The organism is Pseudomonas sp. KnCO4, assembly GCF_045344305.1.
GTDB classification, from domain to species: Bacteria; Pseudomonadota; Gammaproteobacteria; order Pseudomonadales; family Pseudomonadaceae; genus Aquipseudomonas; species Aquipseudomonas anuradhapurensis.
In genome coordinates, this window is record NZ_CP174199.1 from 3,355,010 (window position 1) to 3,369,033 (window position 14,024).

15 protein-coding genes are annotated in these 14,024 nt (G+C 63.0%); 12 read left to right on the plus strand and 3 right to left on the minus strand.

Annotated elements, in window-relative coordinates:
- The first annotated feature begins 7 nt into the window (after positions 1-7).
- From ACJA3S_RS15785 to ACJA3S_RS15795, 3 genes are all read left to right on the plus strand, one after another.
- Positions 8-325: an SCP2 sterol-binding domain-containing protein gene (locus ACJA3S_RS15785; RefSeq protein ID WP_406819207.1), complete on the plus strand. Its 318-nt coding sequence runs from the start codon at positions 8-10 to the stop codon at positions 323-325.
- Between the two features lie 349 nt (positions 326-674).
- On the plus strand, positions 675-1,742 hold the full coding sequence (locus tag ACJA3S_RS15790) for a phosphotransferase family protein (RefSeq protein ID WP_406819208.1): 1,068 nt from the start codon (positions 675-677) through the stop codon (positions 1,740-1,742).
- A 34-nt stretch (positions 1,743-1,776) separates the two neighbouring features.
- Positions 1,777-2,544 carry an SDR family oxidoreductase gene (locus ACJA3S_RS15795; protein ID WP_170030457.1) on the plus strand — a complete coding sequence of 256 codons (768 nt, stop codon included), beginning with the start codon at positions 1,777-1,779 and terminating at the stop codon, positions 2,542-2,544.
- Here the strand turns inward: ACJA3S_RS15795 and ACJA3S_RS15800 are convergent, their stop codons facing one another.
- Positions 2,545-3,366 carry a class I SAM-dependent methyltransferase gene (locus ACJA3S_RS15800; protein WP_406819209.1) on the minus strand — a complete coding sequence of 274 codons (822 nt, stop codon included), beginning with the start codon at positions 3,364-3,366 and terminating at the stop codon, positions 2,545-2,547.
- Positions 3,367-3,559: 193 nt separating this feature from the next.
- Positions 3,560-3,910 carry a hypothetical protein gene (locus tag ACJA3S_RS15805; protein ID WP_406819210.1) on the minus strand — a complete coding sequence of 117 codons (351 nt, stop codon included), beginning with the start codon at positions 3,908-3,910 and terminating at the stop codon, positions 3,560-3,562.
- A gap of 114 nt (positions 3,911-4,024) precedes the next feature.
- Between ACJA3S_RS15805 and ACJA3S_RS15810 the strand changes: the two genes are divergently transcribed.
- The 5 genes from ACJA3S_RS15810 (at position 4,025) to ACJA3S_RS15830 (ending at position 8,635) form a co-directional block, all read left to right on the plus strand.
- Positions 4,025-4,315, plus strand: a complete 291-nt coding sequence (locus ACJA3S_RS15810; RefSeq protein WP_186687047.1) for an RcnB family protein — start codon at positions 4,025-4,027, stop codon at positions 4,313-4,315.
- Positions 4,316-4,447: 132 nt separating this feature from the next.
- Positions 4,448-4,645: a hypothetical protein gene (locus tag ACJA3S_RS15815; RefSeq protein ID WP_186674852.1), complete on the plus strand. Its 198-nt coding sequence runs from the start codon at positions 4,448-4,450 to the stop codon at positions 4,643-4,645.
- A gap of 71 nt (positions 4,646-4,716) precedes the next feature.
- Positions 4,717-5,103, plus strand: coding sequence for a glycine zipper domain-containing protein (locus tag ACJA3S_RS15820; protein ID WP_170030461.1), 387 nt, complete (start codon positions 4,717-4,719; stop codon positions 5,101-5,103).
- Positions 5,104-5,241: 138 nt separating this feature from the next.
- Complete coding sequence (locus ACJA3S_RS15825) at positions 5,242-7,071, plus strand: SLC13 family permease (RefSeq protein WP_406819211.1); 1,830 nt, start codon at positions 5,242-5,244, stop codon at positions 7,069-7,071.
- 139 nt (positions 7,072-7,210) lie between these two features.
- A complete protein-coding gene (locus tag ACJA3S_RS15830) occupies positions 7,211-8,635 on the plus strand; it encodes a GGDEF domain-containing protein (RefSeq protein WP_170034208.1) in 1,425 nt (474 codons plus the stop codon).
- 1 nt (position 8,636) lies between these two features.
- Here the strand turns inward: ACJA3S_RS15830 and ACJA3S_RS15835 are convergent, their stop codons facing one another.
- Positions 8,637-9,398: a TSUP family transporter gene (locus ACJA3S_RS15835; protein ID WP_186687043.1), complete on the minus strand. Its 762-nt coding sequence runs from the start codon at positions 9,396-9,398 to the stop codon at positions 8,637-8,639.
- 98 nt (positions 9,399-9,496) lie between these two features.
- On the opposite strand from ACJA3S_RS15835, the gene ACJA3S_RS15840 reads away from it, so the two are divergent.
- The 4 genes from ACJA3S_RS15840 (at position 9,497) to ACJA3S_RS15855 (ending at position 13,190) form a co-directional block, all read left to right on the plus strand.
- Positions 9,497-10,402, plus strand: a complete 906-nt coding sequence (locus ACJA3S_RS15840; RefSeq protein ID WP_406819212.1) for a LysR substrate-binding domain-containing protein — start codon at positions 9,497-9,499, stop codon at positions 10,400-10,402.
- A 536-nt stretch (positions 10,403-10,938) separates the two neighbouring features.
- Complete coding sequence (locus ACJA3S_RS15845) at positions 10,939-11,517, plus strand: cysteine hydrolase family protein (protein ID WP_406819213.1); 579 nt, start codon at positions 10,939-10,941, stop codon at positions 11,515-11,517.
- A gap of 149 nt (positions 11,518-11,666) precedes the next feature.
- Complete coding sequence (locus ACJA3S_RS15850; RefSeq protein ID WP_406819214.1) at positions 11,667-12,710, plus strand: alpha/beta fold hydrolase; 1,044 nt, start codon at positions 11,667-11,669, stop codon at positions 12,708-12,710.
- Between the two features lie 294 nt (positions 12,711-13,004).
- Complete coding sequence (locus ACJA3S_RS15855) at positions 13,005-13,190, plus strand: hypothetical protein (RefSeq protein ID WP_406819215.1); 186 nt, start codon at positions 13,005-13,007, stop codon at positions 13,188-13,190.
- The last annotated feature ends 834 nt before the right edge of the window (positions 13,191-14,024 follow it).

Below are 14,024 nucleotides of genomic sequence, written 5' to 3' on the forward strand. Positions count from 1 at the left end.
ATGCGCCATGACCTCCGTAGCTGATGCCGTCAAAAAGATGCAAGAGAAGTTCAACCCATCCGCTGCCGCCGGCCTGGACCTGGTGTTCGGCTTCAACATCACCGACGAAGACAAGCACTATGCGCTGATCGTCAAGGACGGCACTTGCGACCTGCAGGAAGGCGAAAACCCGGATGCCAACTGCACGCTGGTGATGGACAGCGAAACCCTCAAGGGTATCGTCAGCGGCGAAACCGACGGCATGCAGGCGTTCATGAGCGGCAACCTGCGCGTTGAAGGCGACATGATGCTGTCGATGAAGCTGAGCGAGCTGTTCCCGTCCTGAGGGCTGGCGATACCGGCTGATCAGAAACCGAAGCCTGAATGGCTTCGGTTTTTTTTTGCCCTTGGCAGGCTGCGCTGGCTTTTTGTAGAAGCGGCCTTGTGTCGCGATGGGCCGCATCGCGGCCCCGGCGATCTTGTATCAGCGCAGCAATCCTGGGGCCGCTTCGCGCCCCATCGCGACACAAGGCCGCGCCTACACGGTTGCGTGCCAGGCAAACAATGCAGCTTTCATCAAGGCAGTTGATCAAGCTGCAACACCCTTACCTATTTAGTATCTGGCACGCTTGTTCCAACCTCACCAGCGCATTAGATTAGCCAATAGTCCTTGCGATCGAGAATAAGGAAAACGCATGACGCTCACCGACCAGTCCACCCAGGTACGCCCCGGCGAAGAACTCGATGCAGCCGTCATCGATCCTTACCTCAAGGCCAATATTGCCGGCCTGGACGGCCTGCCGCGCATCACCCAGTTCCCCGGTGGCGCCTCCAACCTGACCTACCTGGTCAGCTACCCTGACCGTGACTTCGTGCTGCGCCGCCCGCCGTTCGGCCAGAAGGCCAAGTCGGCCCACGACATGGGCCGCGAATTTCGTATCCTCAACCAGCTGAACAGCGGCTTCCCGTATTGCCCCAAGGCCTACGTGCACTGCACCGACAGCAGCCTGATCGGCGGCGAGTTCTACGTCATGGAGCGGGTCAACGGCATCATCCTGCGCTCGGACATCCCGGCCGAACTGGACCTCGACGCCCCGCGCACCGAGGCCCTGTGCAAAAGCTTCATCGACCGCCTGGTAGAGCTGCACCAAGTGGACTACAACGCCTGTGGCCTGGCCGACCTCGGCAAGCCACAAGGCTACGTGCAGCGCCAGATCGAAGGCTGGACCAGCCGCTATGAAAAGGCCCTGACCCCGGACGCCCCGCGCTGGGAACAGGTAACCGCCTGGCTGCGCGAAAAGATGCCTGCCGACCACCCGCGCGCGGCCATCGTGCACAACGACTACCGTTTCGACAACGTGATCCTCGATGCCGCCAACCCCATGCGCATCATCGGTGTGCTGGACTGGGAAATGGCCACCCTTGGCGACCCGCTGATGGACCTGGGCAACAGCCTGGCCTACTGGATCGAGGCCGATGACCCGGCGCCAGTGCAACTGATGCGCCGCCAGCCCAGTAATGCGCCGGGCATGCTCAGCCGCCGCGAGTTCGTCGACTACTACGCCGAGCGCGCCGGCATCCGCCTGGACAACTTTGACTTCTACTATTGCTATGGGCTGTTCCGCCTGGCTGGCATCGTCCAGCAGATCTACTACCGCTATTACCACGGCCAGACCCAGGACAAGCGTTTCGCCCAGTTCATCCACATGAACCGACTGCTGGAGCACATGACCCTGCAGGTCATTGCCAAGTCCAGCCTCTGAGCCCGACCCGACCACGGATAACAAGGAAAACAGCATGTCCAAGACCCACCTGTTCGACCTCGATGGCAAGATCGCCTTCGTTTCCGGCGCCAGCCGCGGCATTGGCGAGGCGATTGCCCATTTGCTGGCGCAGCAAGGTGCCCATGTGATCGTGTCCAGCCGCAAGCTCGACGGCTGCCAGCAGGTTGCCGAGGCCATCATCGCCGCGGGAGGCAAGGCCACGGCGATGGCTTGTCACATTGGCGAACTGGAGCAGATCCAGCAGGTGTTCGCCGGGATCCGCGAACAATTCGGTCGGCTGGACATCCTGGTCAACAACGCCGCCACCAACCCGCAATTCTGCAATGTACTGGACACCGACCCGGGCGCATTCCAGAAGACCGTGGACGTCAACATCCGTGGCTACTTCTTCATGTCGGTGGAGGCCGGCAAGCTGATGCGCGAGCAGGGTGGCGGCAGCATCATCAACGTCGCGTCGATCAACGGGGTTTCACCTGGCCTGTTCCAGGGCATCTATTCGGTGACCAAGGCGGCGGTCATCAACATGACCAAGGTCTTCGCCAAGGAATGCGCGCCGTTCGGCATCCGCTGCAACGCGCTGTTGCCGGGCCTGACCGACACCAAGTTCGCCTCGGCACTGGTGAAGAACGACGCTATCCGCAATGCTGCACTGCAGCAGATCCCGCTCAAGCGCGTAGCCGACCCCAAGGAAATGGCCGGCGCCGTGTTGTACCTGGCCAGCGATGCCTCCAGCTATACCACCGGCACGGCGCTCAATGTCGATGGCGGGTATCTGTCCTGATCAGGCTTTGGTTGCCGTCAGCGTATAGCTCAGTGGCAGGCGCGCAGGCCGGTCACGCAAGCGCCACTCGCCATCGTTACCCTTGGCCATCTGCCCCGGCAACGCCTCCCACGGAATGCTCTGGTGCTCGACCAGAGCAGTCAGTTGCATGCCCTGGCCGAGCAAGGCGCTGATGACTTCGCCCAGGCCGTGGTTCCATTCGTGGGTTTCGCAGTGGGTAAGGCGCTGCTCGGTGTCGACGTAGGTCTGGTCGCTGTGCCAGACCGTCGGCGCTTGCTGCTCGAAGTAGGGGTATTCCAGCTGCAGGCGGTCCTGATGGTCTTCATTGACCGCCATCAGCATCGGGTGACCGTCACGCAGGAACAGGCGCCCACCCGGTTTCAGCAACGCAGCGACGGTACGCGCCCAAGGCTCGATGCGCGGCAGCCAGCAGAGCGCACCTATGCCGGTGTAGACCAGATCGAAGGTGCCGGCCGGCAACACCTCGCTGGCGGCGTAGACCTCGGCCTCGACATACCTGATTGGTGCAGCACAGCGCTCGGCCAAAGCCCGCGCCTCGGCCAGCGATGCCGCCGAATAGTCCAGGCCACAGACCTTGGCGCCGAGGCGCGCCAGCGAGAGGGTATCGGTGCCAATGTGGCACTGCAGGTGGACGGTATCAAGCCCGTTGATGTTGCCGAGCAATGGCAGGTCAAAGCGCACGGTATCGGACAGGTGGTCGTGATGCTGGACAAACCGTTCGACTTGGTAGTCCTTCGAGGCGGCGTGCAGCGGCGCGCGTTCGTCCCAGCTGGCGCGGTTGAGTTGCAGTGAGCGGTCCATGCTGTTTTCCCTGAGTGGCAGGCGCTCATGCTAGCCTCCACCAGGCTCACGGCGACAGGACCGCCTTGCGAAAAATTGTAAAGCCAACGCGGCCTTGTGGCAGCTTGTGCAGCCGCGAAGGCGGCGTTGCCGGTACTGGCGCAGGCACGGGTATACCCGCTCCCACAGAGGCTGCGATTGTGCTGTCCGCTGGTTACAGGCAAGTCGCCGCCGCGGCCCGGCGCTGTAGCGCCACGCCATCGTTTTTCTGCGCGTAGAAATCCACCCGTGCCCCACCGGCTTGCGGATACACATCCACGAACGCTTCGGCTTCACGGGTATAAACCGTGAACCCGCCCTGCTCGCGCGGTTCCAGATAGCCGCTGGCGTCGTCGCCGAACACCTGCTCCTCCTGCCAGCTGAACTGGATGCACTGGGCCACCAGCTCCGGCGCCTTGTGCGAGTCGAGCTGCGCGGTCGGCTTGCCGCCGCGGGCCGTTTCCATGGTTGCAGAAGCACAACCCACCAGCATCAGTGCCGCGGCCATCGGCAGAATCGCACGCATGTTCCATCCTCAGGGTAAAAAAAGAAGGCGACTCTAGCACTGGCAGGCATCGCGAGTGAATTGCCTGGCGCAAACCGCTGTCGCAGCTAAGACACGTCGCCACAAGGAATCGTCATGAAACTGCACTACCTGCTACTTGCCGCACTGCCCTGCCTGCCCCTGGCCGTCGGTGCTGCGCCATCCAGCGAAGAAAGCATCACCGCCCCGGAAACCCACAACCGCGAACTCAAGGTCGGCGACAAGGCGCCTGACCAGTACAAGCGCGATGACCAGGCCTTGAAGGACTGGAAAGGCAAAGGCCTGCCGGCACCGGAGAAGGAAAGCCACTGGGTGCGCATGGGCGATCACTACGTGCTGGTGCAGATTACCAACGGTGTCGTGCTGGCGATCCAGCCAGCGCGCTGAACCTGCCCGCATCAGGCCTTCCGCTCAGCGCTGGCATGGCAAATATTTTTGCCTGCCAGCGAAACCAAATGGAGCGTTTCCAGTCTCAGGAGGTGTGCCGCAAACCGTTGCGGATCAAGGACCTATATCGTGATACCCCGTCTTGCAAGCCTTTCGCTGATCGCCGTTGTCCTGCTCACCGCAGGCTGCCATAGCCATCGCTACCATGACGACGACGATGGCTGGCGGGACCGCGACCATGAGCACCGTCACCACCATCGGCATGATCGCCATGACGACGATGATGATGATGACGATCGTGATTACCGCGGTGACCGCTACTACCGCTGAAGCGTCTTCTCCCCCAGATCCGCCGCCCGTGCGCGGCACCTTTACCTGATGATTCCTTCGAGGTTCGTATCATGCGTGTGACTCTGCCTTCCCTTGCCCTTGGCCTGCTGTTGTGCCAGGGCGCTTTCGCCGGTGACGGTACTGCCGCCATTGGCGGTGGCCTGGGTGGTGTTCTGGGTAACGTTGTTGGCCAACAGATCGGTGGCCGCACCGGGGCGGCCATTGGCGCCGGCCTCGGCGGCGCAGCCGGCAGTGCGGTAGGCGCAAGCAAAGGCAACCGTACCGAAGCTGCCATCGGCGGTGGCCTGGGCTCGGCTGGCGGTTCGCTGCTGGGCGGCGCGGTGGGCGGCAAGACCGGCTCCACCGTGGGCGCCGGCCTGGGCGGCGCGGCCGGTGGCGCCATCGGCAACCACCTGGGCGACAATGGCGGCAGGCACCACCGCCGTCACCGCCACTGATCCCGGTGACCAAGGGGCCGCAATGCGGCCCCTTCTGTTTGGCAAACCCTGCAGTACATCAATACCCCCTTCAGCACAATCCGGCACACTGCCTGCTACTGTCTAACGTGCCCCCGTGTGAAGGAACACCCCCTCCCCATGAACCAAGAGCTGCTCTGGGTCCTCGGCCTGCTGGCCATCGTCATCGTCCTGTTCGTCATCAACCGCCCGCGCATGGACGTGGTCGCGCTATTGGTGATCCTCGCCCTGCCGCTGTCGGGCATCCTCACCGTGGAGCAGGCGCTGGCCGGTTTCAGCGACCCCAACGTGGTGCTGATCGCCGCCCTGTTCGTGATCGGTGAAGGCCTGGTGCGCACCGGCATCGCCTACCGCATCGGCGAGTGGATGAGCGAGCGCGCCGGCAACAGCGAAGCCCGCCTGCTGGTGCTGCTGATGGTGGCCGTGGCGGGGCTGGGGTCGATCATGAGTTCCACTGGCGTGGTGGCGATCTTCATTCCGGTGGTGCTGAGCATCGCCGCGCGCCTGCAGCTTTCGCCCAGCCGGCTGATGATGCCGCTGGCCTTCGCCGGCCTGATCAGCGGCATGCTCAGCCTGGTGGCCACGCCGCCCAACGTGGTGGTGCACAGCGAGCTGGTGCGCCATGGCGAAGCGGGCTTCAGCTTTTTCAGCTTCACCCCGTTCGGCCTGGTGGTGCTGGTGCTGGGCATCGGCTACATGCTGCTGACCCGGCATTGGCTGAATGGCGAGGTGCGCAAGGATGGCCGGGTGGAAAGCCGTCGCACCTTGCTCGACCTGGTGCTGGACTACAAGCTCAATGGCCGCGAACGGCGCCTGCGCATCCGCCCGCATTCGCCGCTGATCGGCCATACCCTGGGCGAACTGGAACTGCGTACCCGGCATGGCGCCAACGTGATCGGTATCGAGCGCCAGCACAAGTTCACCACGCGGGTGATCGCAGCCGATTCGGCTACCGTGCTGCAGCAGGGCGACGTGTTGCTGCTGGACCTGTTTGCCAAGCATGACGACCTGCGCAACCTGTGCCAGTCCATGCAGCTGGAGCCCTTGCACTTCAAGGCAGCGTACTTCATCGACCAGTCCCAGGAGCTGGGCATGGCCGAGGTGTCGCTACCACCCGGCTCACAACTGATTGGCAAGAGCATCCTCGAACTGGCCTTTCGCACCCGTTTCGACCTCAACGTGGTTGGCCTGCGCCGCGAACAGGCGGCGATCGACGCGCAACTGGTGGAAGAGAAGCTGCGCCTGGGTGACACCCTGCTGGTGGTCGGCCCATGGAAGGCGGTGCGCCAGCTGCAAAGCCGGCCCAAGGACTTCCTGGTCCTGAGCCTGCCTGCGGAAATCGACCTGGTCGCGCCCGCGCGCAGGCGCGCACCGCAGGCGCTACTGAGCCTGGCGGTGATGGTTGGCCTGATGGTCAGCGGCGCGGTACCCAACGTCATCGCCGCACTGATCGGCTGCCTGCTGATGGGCGCAGGCCGCTGCATCGACATGAACAGCGCCTACCGGGCCATCCATTGGCAAAGCCTGGTACTGATTGTCGGCATGCTGCCCTTTGCCCAGGCGCTGCAGAAAACCGGCGGCATCGACCTGGCCGTAAGCGGGCTGGTCAGCCTGCTCGGCGGTGCCGGCCCAGGCGCCATCCTGGCCTGCCTGTTCGCGGTCACTGCGCTGATCGGCCTGTTCATTTCCAACACCGCTACTGCGGTACTGATGGCCCCGGTAGCCGTCAGCACCGCCGCACAGCTGGGCATGTCACCCTACCCGTTCGCCATGACCGTGGCGCTGGCTGCCTCGGCCGCGTTCATGACCCCGGTTTCGTCGCCGGTCAACACACTGGTGCTGGGCCCCGGGCAATACCGCTTTGCCGACTTCGTCAAGGTCGGCGTGCCATTCACGCTACTGGTGATGCTGGTGACCGTATCGATGGTGCCGTGGTTCTTCGGGCTGTGAGGCAACTGGCAAGCAATGCAGGCAGTTTGACATTATCCCGGCCGATCGCGGCAGATTGACATCAACTACCCTGACGAAACACACTGATACGTCATTGCCCCAGGTGCTTCAAGCCGTTGTCCTGGATTTCGTTTCCGCTCTGCCGGTCGAGCCCATGGTTTTTCCAGCCCAATCGCGCCTGTTGCACGTCGTCATCTTGCTTGCCCTGACCTTCGCCCTCACCCTGGGCGGTATCCTGGCCCGCCCGATCGAATCGCTGTCGCTGTTCTGGCCGGTCAATGCGGTACTGGCCGGGGTGCTGCTGCGCTTCCCCCGGCAGGCCACGCTGGCGGGCTTCGCCCTGGTCTGGCTGGCCATGGTTGGCGCCGACCTGCTGTGCGGCAGCGCCTGGGTACCGGCCCTGTGGTTCAACCTGTGCAACCTGGGCATGGTGGTCACGCTGTGGCTGTTGCTCTCGCGTTTGCCACGCCTGCACCAGCGCATGCGTACCCCCCACGGCGTGGTCAGCGTGTTCGCCGCTTGTGCCGCCGGCGCCATGGTAGCGGCCAGCATGGCAACCGTGATGGCTGCCCCCTGGTTCGAACAGTCCTTGCGTGCTACCTGGCTGGCCTGGTTCAGCGAACAGTTCTCTACCAGCGTGCTGGTGCTGCCGGTGCTGCTCACGGCCCCCTCGGCGCGTGCCCTGGTGCGTGGCGGCGCCCAGGCGATCCGCCTGGCGCCGTTGCTGGTACTGCTCGCCTCGCTGGCGCTCGGCATTGCTTTCGGCGGCCCCGGGGCCATTGCGTTCCCGATTGCCGCGCTGTTGTGGTGCGCCTGGACGTACTCACCGTTTCTGGTTGCCCTGCTGACGCTTACCGTGGGCAGCACGCTGATCGTCGCGGTGGCGCAAAACCTCATGCATTTCATCGTGCCGCAGAGCGAGCCGGGCGTGACCACCCTGATGTCTGCGCGCCTGGGCATCGCCATGCTGGTGCTCGGGCCGCTGGTGGTCGCCTGCGTCAGCCAGGCCAACCGCAGCCTCATGGCGCGCCTGGCGCATCAGGCCAGCATCGACCACCTCACCGGCGTGCTCACCCGCAGTGCCTTCACCCGCCGCGCCAATGCCCTGCTGGACAGCCGTCAGCAACACGCCCAGGCGCTGCCACTGACCCTGATGATGCTGGACATCGACCACTTCAAGGCGATCAACGATGCCCATGGCCATGCGGTGGGTGACCAGGTGCTGCGCCAGTTCGCCGCTGCCTTGCAAGACCAGCTGCACGATAGCGAACTGTTCGCCCGCCTGGGCGGCGAGGAGTTCGTGGTGATCATTCCGGGCCTGGCGCCCGACCGCGCCAAGTTCACTGCCGAACGCCTGCGCCGCGCGGTGCAGGACCTGCATGTGCTGCAGGCCGACCAGCGCCTGCAGATTACCGTGAGTATTGGCCTGGCCGGTTGTGCCGCCGACACACCAGCACCCACCCTGGACGAATTGCTGGCGCGCGCCGACCAGGCGCTGTACCGGGCCAAGGCGCATGGCCGCAACCGCGTGGAGCAAGCCGAGGCCCAGCGTCAGGTGATCTGAGCTAGCCGGCCAGCAAGTCCCATGACAGCTTGGCGATCAGCACGCACAACAGCACCAGGAACAGCCCGCGTACAAAACCCGCCCCCTTGCGCACCGCCAGCCAGGTACCGGTCAACGCGCCAAGGACGTTGCACGCGGCCATGGGCAGGGCGATGGCGTACAGCACATTCCCCGAGGGCACGAAGAACACCAGCGCCGCCAGGTTGGTGGCGATGTTGACCACCTTGGCCGACGCCGAGGCGTGCAGGAAGTCCAAGGCGAAGAAGCGAATGAACAGGAAGATCAGGAAGCTGCCGGTGCCCGGCCCGAACAGGCCATCGTAGAAGCCGATCGCACCGCCGATCAGTATTGCCAGGCACTGTTCCTTGCGGCCGATCTTCGCCGGTGTGTGCAAGGTGCCGAAATCCTTCTTGCAGAAGGTGTAGATGGCCATCAGCACGATCAGCACCAGCACCGCCGGGCGCATCACGCTGGGTGGCACCAGCGACACCGTGGCAGCGCCGGCAAACGACATGACAAAGGCACTGAGCGCCGCCGGCACGATCAGGCCCCAGTCCAGGGTCACCTTGCGGATGAACGAACGGGCCGCGAAGGCCGTGCCACAGACCGACGCCAGCTTGTTGCTGCCGAGCAGTGCCGCCGGTTGCGCCGTGGGCAACACGTTGAACAAGGCCGGAATCTGGATCAGCCCGCCGCCGCCGACGGCAGCGTCGATCAGCCCGGCGGCAAAGGCGAACACGGAGAGCACAGCGATATCCATCATGATGCGATTCCAGGCAGTGAAGACGCCCGCAAGGCTAATCAAAGTGCTGCGCTTGTGTTGAAATGCCGCATTGCGAAAACTGCAACAAGGAACAGCCAATGGCATTGGACATGCTGCGGGAAATCCAGGCGTTCGTCAGCGTGGCGCACAAGCGCAGCTTCGTTGCTGCCGCCCGCGCGCTGGGCCGCTCGCCAAGCGCGGTGACACGCGCAGTACAGGCCCTCGAAGACAATGCCGGTAGCAAGCTGCTGAACCGCAACGCCAGCGCCGTGACCCTGACCGAAGCCGGCGAGCGCCTGTTGCCCCACGCCGAGCGCTTGCTGGATGTGCAACGTGATGCCGCTGATGAACTGGCCGCGCTCAGCGGCAGTGCACAGGGCTGGATCCGCTTCGCCGTGCCCCAGCTGCTGGGTGAACATGTGCTGCCCCAGGTACTGGCCGAGTTTTCCCGCCGCCACCCCCAGGTGACACTGGACGTGCAGTACAGCGACGGGGCGCTCGATCCTCTGCAGGGCAAATTCGACTTCGTGGTGCGCGGCGCCTTTCCGCAATCGAGCGAATTGATCGGTTACCCGCTGTGGGATTACCAGCGCCACCTGTATGCAAGCCCGGCATACCTGGCAGCAGCAGGCACGCCACAGCACCCCGAGGACCTGCAAGGGCATGCATTGATCCTGCACACCGCCCCACGCATCCTCAAAGCCTGGCACTTCTGCCGTGACGGCCAGATCACCAGCCTGCGCCCCAGGCCGAGGTTGCGCCTGGATTCAGGCGACGCGGTGTATCACTGCACGCTGGCCGGTGCCGGTATCGCCCGCCTGGCTGCCTGGGTCGGCGAAGCGCAGGTCAGGGCTGGGCGCCTGGTGCGGGTATGCCCGCATTACCGCCTGACCTCCAGCAGCGGCCAGGACCCACAGATGCATGCCGTCTACCCTGCCGGAGAACTACCGGCGCGGGTACGAGACTTGCTCGCGGCGCTGCGCCGCGCCGGCATGGCCTATTGAAACACCTGGAAACGGCTGTTCAAATTCTGCTCAATTTAACAGAGCCCGCCGTACGCTTGGCTTGCAGCACTTTATCCACAGACCTACCCACGTTTTTTGTGGACAGATTTCCCAGCGTAAAGAACGACTTATCGTACAAATCGGTAGGGTGAATCGGCCAAACGACAACAGCGGCAGGCCCGCCCGAAAGCCGGGCGGGCCGCGCAGAGGTGGGGTGTGCAGGAATCGAGTTCAGCTTGGCGGGATGGTGCCAAGAATACCTATCAGCAGGGTCAACAGCAGAAAACCACCCAGGAACAGCGCGAGCTTGCCCATCGGAACCTCAACAGTGTGGATGCGGGAATGGGCCTATTGTCCGGCTTGGGCTGATACGGTTACAGATTCAGGTTTGTGGAAAAAAAGCGGATCAGATGCCACGCCCTGCTTGTGTTGCTGAATGCGCAGCAGCGCCCGGATCCGTAGGTTCGGAAGGCTGCCCAGGCATTCACCCTGTGCTAGGGTCAACCGCTCGAACCCGCCAAGGAGTGCCACCCCCCATGATCGCTTTCGCCGACAACACAGCCCTGCTGCTGATCGACCTTCAGGCGGGCATTCACCACCCACGTCTGGGCCGGCGCAACAACCCGGAAGCCGAACTGCGCATGGGCGAGCTGCTGGCTGCTTGGCGTCACTTGGCGCGACCGGTGGTTCATGTGCGCCACCTGTCACGCGCGGTGGATTCGGTGTTCTGGCCAGGCCAGTCCGGTTGCGAATTCCAGCCTGCGTTCACGCCACTGGCGAGCGAAACGGTGTTCGACAAGCATGTGCCCGACGCCTTCGCCAACTCCGGGCTGGAGCGCTGGCTGCACACCCGCGGCATCAACCAGCTGGTGATCGCCGGGGTGATAACCAACAACTCCGTGGAGTCCACCGCCCGCTCGGCGGGCAACCTCGGTTTCGACGTGGTGGTGGTCGAAGATGCCTGCTTCACCTTCGACCAGCGCGACCTGCAAGGCCGGCTGTGGCCTGCGGAGGACGTACATGCGCTTTCGCTGGCCAACCTGGCCCTGGATTATGCGCGCATCTTGCGCACGGAACAGGTACTGGCTGGCAGCAGGCTTGCGGGCGGCCGCTGACCCTCCAGCGTTTGTATCTTCATGTGTACAGACTGAACGCTGATACACAACCATGCGCCTGCAGGCCGAGCGGACATATCCCTGATACAGCCTTCATCTTTACTGGCAACCATCAACCCGCACCGATGGCTTCGCCAAGGAGATGCCCAATGCCTGCCCGCCACTCGAGCACTGCCCTGCCACGCCGTTTCAGCCGTACGCTGCTTGCCTGTGCCCTGCTGCCGCTTGGCCTGATGGCGGCGAATATCGCCACGGCTGCGCCACAGAAGGCCCAGCCAGCCGCCAGCGTGACGGATGACTTCGGCCCGCTGAAACACATCAACGCCGGCGTGCTCGACGTAGCCTATGTCGAGCAAGGCCCGGCCGACGGCCCGGTGGTGATCCTGTTGCATGGCTGGCCCTACGACATCCACAGCTTCGAACATGTCGCACCTGCCCTCGCCGGCAAAGGCTACCGGGTGTTGGTGCCCTACGTTCGCGGCTATGGCCAGACCCGTTTCCTGTCTGCCGCCACCCCACGCAACGCCCAGCCCGCGGCGCTGGCCAGCGATGTCATCGCGTTGATGGACGCGCTGCACATCCAGCGTGCCGTGCTCGCCGGCTTCGACTGGGGCGCACGCACGGCCGACATCGTCTCGGCACTGTGGCCCGAGCGGGTCAAGGCGCTGGTGTCGGTCAGCGGTTACCTGATCAGCAGCCAGGAAGCCGCCAAGGCCCCCCTGCCCCCCAGCGCCGAACTGCAATGGTGGTACCAGTATTACTTCGCCACCGCGCGCGGCCAGGCCGGCTATGAGCAGAACCGCCATGCCTTCGCCAAACTGATCTGGCAAACCGCCTCACCCAAGTGGGCCTTCGACGATGCCACCTTCGAGCGCAGTGCCAAGGCCCTGGACAACCCCGACCAGGTGGCGATCACCGTGCACAACTACCGCTGGCGGTTGGGGCTGGCCCAAGGCGAAACACGCTACGATCCGCTTGAAGCCAGGCTGGCCCGCTTGCCCAGCATTGGCGTGCCGACCATTACCCTGGAGGGCGACGCCAACGGCGCCCCGCATCCACCAGCCGAAGCGTATGCACAGCGCTTTACCGGCAAGTACCAGTACCGACTGATCAGCGGCGGCATTGGCCACAACCTGCCCCAGGAAGCACCGCAGGCGTTCACCCAGGCGGTAGTGGATGCGGATCACCTTTAACGTCACGGCCAGCAATTGCTACAGAACGTTTCAGAAAGCACGGCAGGCCGAGGATTGAGCCGAGTGGATGGCCTGCCCTGCTCGCAACCGATGGCGGCCAGCTAGTACGGGGGATGGAGACAGGTTGGTCAGACACGGGTTGAAACGAGGGTTGTAGGATACTTTCCCAGTCGGCGTAGGACGTTTCCCATCAATAAGCATTGCCTGTATGAAACATCAGTTTCTCCAGCAAATTCGAGCTGCTACGGTCCAGTTTTCCTACAACGGCAAGGAGGCCTACAGCATGAGAACAGCATGGATCCATTCAATGCCTCGGCCCTGAAACTGCAGAAAAATCTACTCAACCTGCGCCTGGAGCGTGATCGCCTGAGGAGGGAGGGCAAGGACAAGGAAGCGGACGAACTCGCGGAAACGATTGCCCGTATAGAAGAGACGATGCGCAAACTACCCGACGGCATGAAGCCGATGACCTTGCAATAGGGCGGTGGAAGGCATCCGTGCGGGGGGCTGGTTTCCCAGTTGCAGAAAAACAAAAGCCCCGAATGATCGGGGCTTTTGTTGAAGAGAAATGGCGGAAGCGTAGAGATTCGAACTCAACGAGATTGCGGCAGATAGGCTGGAGGCCTTGATTTCTGTGGCCAAGAGAGAGCGTTTGTGAGCGTTTTTGTTCCCAGAGTGTTCCCAAGGTGGGTGTGCACGTCACCCTGCCAGGGTGTTTCCCATAGGGAGCCGCCGTTTAAGGTTGACCCCTCAAAAAAAGGTAATTTTGGTAATTGAGATCTGAAAATGCTCTGGAGGCCACGTAAATCAAGGGCTACAGGGATTTTAAAAAAGGTAATTTTTTGGTAATTGAAAGGTAATTGGATTACCTCCATGACTGGTTGTGTGAGGGAAAAACCATACCCTTTAAAATCAATAACTTACGGAAGAATTACCTTTCTCCTTACCTTTAATTACCTTTTTTGGTAATCGCTCAAACCCTTGCCCCATAAGGCTTGCAGGGGTGTTACACCCCCCTCCTAACCGAAATTACCTTTTTTTGATGGGTCTCCCTAAAAATGGAAGGGAGCGAGCCCTATGCCCGCAAAAATAGGCCTTGCTGCAGGGATTCGCAGAAGCGCGCCCTCCCCTATACCTACCCGGCCGCCCAGTAACTGCGCTGAGCTGGCGGTCGTGCAGGTGCGCAGAAATTCCGACACGTTTAGCCCGCAGGCGTGGCGTGGGGACGAGAGCGCGCGCCGGGTGCTGGTCACACCGGCCGACTACTCTCGCCAGCTGGCGGCCAGCTGATACTGTATGCTCATACAGTGTTTA

Excerpts from the sequence above, each read along its gene's own strand:
- ACJA3S_RS15790 (WP_406819208.1), top strand. The coding sequence starts at position 675 with ATGACGCTCACCGACCAGTCCACCCAGGTACGCCCCGGCGAAGAACTC.
- ACJA3S_RS15810 (WP_186687047.1), top strand. The coding sequence starts at position 4,025 with ATGAAACTGCACTACCTGCTACTTGCCGCACTGCCCTGCCTGCCCCTG.
- ACJA3S_RS15835 (WP_186687043.1), bottom strand. The coding sequence starts at position 9,398 with ATGATGGATATCGCTGTGCTCTCCGTGTTCGCCTTTGCCGCCGGGCTG.
- ACJA3S_RS15825 (WP_406819211.1), top strand. The coding sequence starts at position 5,242 with ATGAACCAAGAGCTGCTCTGGGTCCTCGGCCTGCTGGCCATCGTCATC.
- ACJA3S_RS15845 (WP_406819213.1), top strand. The coding sequence starts at position 10,939 with ATGATCGCTTTCGCCGACAACACAGCCCTGCTGCTGATCGACCTTCAG.
- ACJA3S_RS15805 (WP_406819210.1), bottom strand. The coding sequence starts at position 3,910 with ATGCGTGCGATTCTGCCGATGGCCGCGGCACTGATGCTGGTGGGTTGT.
- ACJA3S_RS15855 (WP_406819215.1), top strand. The coding sequence starts at position 13,005 with ATGGATCCATTCAATGCCTCGGCCCTGAAACTGCAGAAAAATCTACTC.
- ACJA3S_RS15800 (WP_406819209.1), bottom strand. The coding sequence starts at position 3,366 with ATGGACCGCTCACTGCAACTCAACCGCGCCAGCTGGGACGAACGCGCG.
- ACJA3S_RS15840 (WP_406819212.1), top strand. The coding sequence starts at position 9,497 with ATGGCATTGGACATGCTGCGGGAAATCCAGGCGTTCGTCAGCGTGGCG.
- ACJA3S_RS15785 (WP_406819207.1), top strand. The coding sequence starts at position 8 with ATGACCTCCGTAGCTGATGCCGTCAAAAAGATGCAAGAGAAGTTCAAC.
- ACJA3S_RS15795 (WP_170030457.1), top strand. The coding sequence starts at position 1,777 with ATGTCCAAGACCCACCTGTTCGACCTCGATGGCAAGATCGCCTTCGTT.
- ACJA3S_RS15820 (WP_170030461.1), top strand. The coding sequence starts at position 4,717 with ATGCGTGTGACTCTGCCTTCCCTTGCCCTTGGCCTGCTGTTGTGCCAG.
- ACJA3S_RS15850 (WP_406819214.1), top strand. The coding sequence starts at position 11,667 with ATGCCTGCCCGCCACTCGAGCACTGCCCTGCCACGCCGTTTCAGCCGT.